The organism is uncultured Campylobacter sp., from assembly GCF_938030815.1.
GTDB lineage: Bacteria > Campylobacterota > Campylobacteria > Campylobacterales > Campylobacteraceae > Campylobacter_B.
Genome location: NZ_CALHII010000253.1, coordinates 1 through 1,408, shown reverse-complemented (window position 1 = coordinate 1,408; position 1,408 = coordinate 1). Strand labels below are relative to the sequence as shown.

The 1,408-nt window shown below is 48.1% G+C and carries 1 protein-coding gene; it reads left to right on the top strand.

All coding sequences use genetic code 11. The features are described from left to right. Window positions 1–203 precede the first annotated feature (203 nt). Window positions 204–440 carry a molybdopterin biosynthesis protein MoeB gene (locus Q0277_RS09440; RefSeq protein ID WP_297997520.1) on the top strand — a complete coding sequence of 79 codons (237 nt, stop codon included), beginning with the start codon at window positions 204–206 and terminating at the stop codon, window positions 438–440. Window positions 441–1,408: the final 968 nt, after the last annotated feature.

Here is a 1,408-nt window from a genome sequence, read left to right as displayed (position 1 = left end):
TGAGCGTAGCCGAGCTTTTGGGATTAAATTTTTATCTAGGCGGTCGCGGATGAAAATTTTATACCTCTTTCGCCTAATGAACGCGTAAATTTGATCGGCGCGCTAAAGCCGGTATTTTTGGATTTTAAGGCGACGCTGCTCGTCAAAAAAGAAGCGGACGGCGGCTTTAGAAACTTAAGCGTAAAAGAGCTTCGGGGGTTTTGATGCGCTCAAATTTTAACGAAAAAGGCGAGTTTAGATTCGGCAAATCCAGCTACGAAAAAGCGCGCAAAACCGCCGAAAACTGCGCCAAATTTAAGCTAGATAACGATGAAGAGGAGATGGCGTGCGGCGGCGAAATCAGCTGTTACGACTGCGCTTTCAGGCGCTGGAGCGCGGAGAGCTTTATCTGCGTGATACTTTTCAGCGCGATAAAAAATAGGCGAAATTTTAAAATTTAAAGCGGGTCGCGGCGGGTAAATTTAAAGCTATTGGGTATTTTTGAATTCGCGGCTTAAAAAAAGCGCGAGTCTGCAAAGTAGATATAAAAACGCAAGATACAAGGCGGCGGACGCGGATACGGTCGCTCAAAATATGACGCTTCTATATTTCGGTATTTAAGCAGCGAGTAAATTTGCGAGGATTAAAATTTTAAAGAGCAGGGCTGCTCCGCGCGCCTTAAACGCGGGTGTGAGCGCAGATCGGACATATCGGAATGCTTGTTTGTAAAAGCATAAAGGATCGCGCCTCGCCTTTTATCGGTGCGCCGTCAAATACCGTTTCTGAAAACATTGCGTCGCTTGCCTAGCCACGTTGCCCGGGCTGACGCTTTAAAATTTTGCAGCGCTGTAGCGGGCTAAATTTACACTGCTTCACGAGCTTTGCTTCATCTGCCATCGGCGCCGCAACTGCGTCTCATTCGCCGTTGCTTTAAATTTGCAGCGGCGAAGAAGGTTAAATTTCACAACCTCGGCACTGTGTAAATTTTATCGATTGGATCCGCACTATGTCGCTTTAAAATTTTATACCGCGAAGGCGTTTTAAATTTTATACCGCCGAAACGCACTAAAATTTTATGATCTAGACGCTGCGCTAAATTTCATCGCCCAAGATTTATCGGCCTAAGTCGTGTCGCTTTAAAATTTCCCGCCGCGGCACCGCATCTGCTACACAAATTTCCGCCGCCGCGCCCGCCTCGTCGCTCGCTAGTGCACCGCTATTTTAAGCCTCTTGCGCCGCGCCGTCCATTAGCGAGCTATTGCGTAAAATTCTACGCCGCCGCTTAAAATTTCTGCGTGCCCTCTATCGGCGCGTCGTTTAAATTTTACTACGTCGCGCCCTGCGCATCAAAATTTTATATCGCGACGAGCGGCCGAGCTTACCGATGAGGCTTACGCGCGACCGAGTGTCGTCATGTACCGAGCGTATC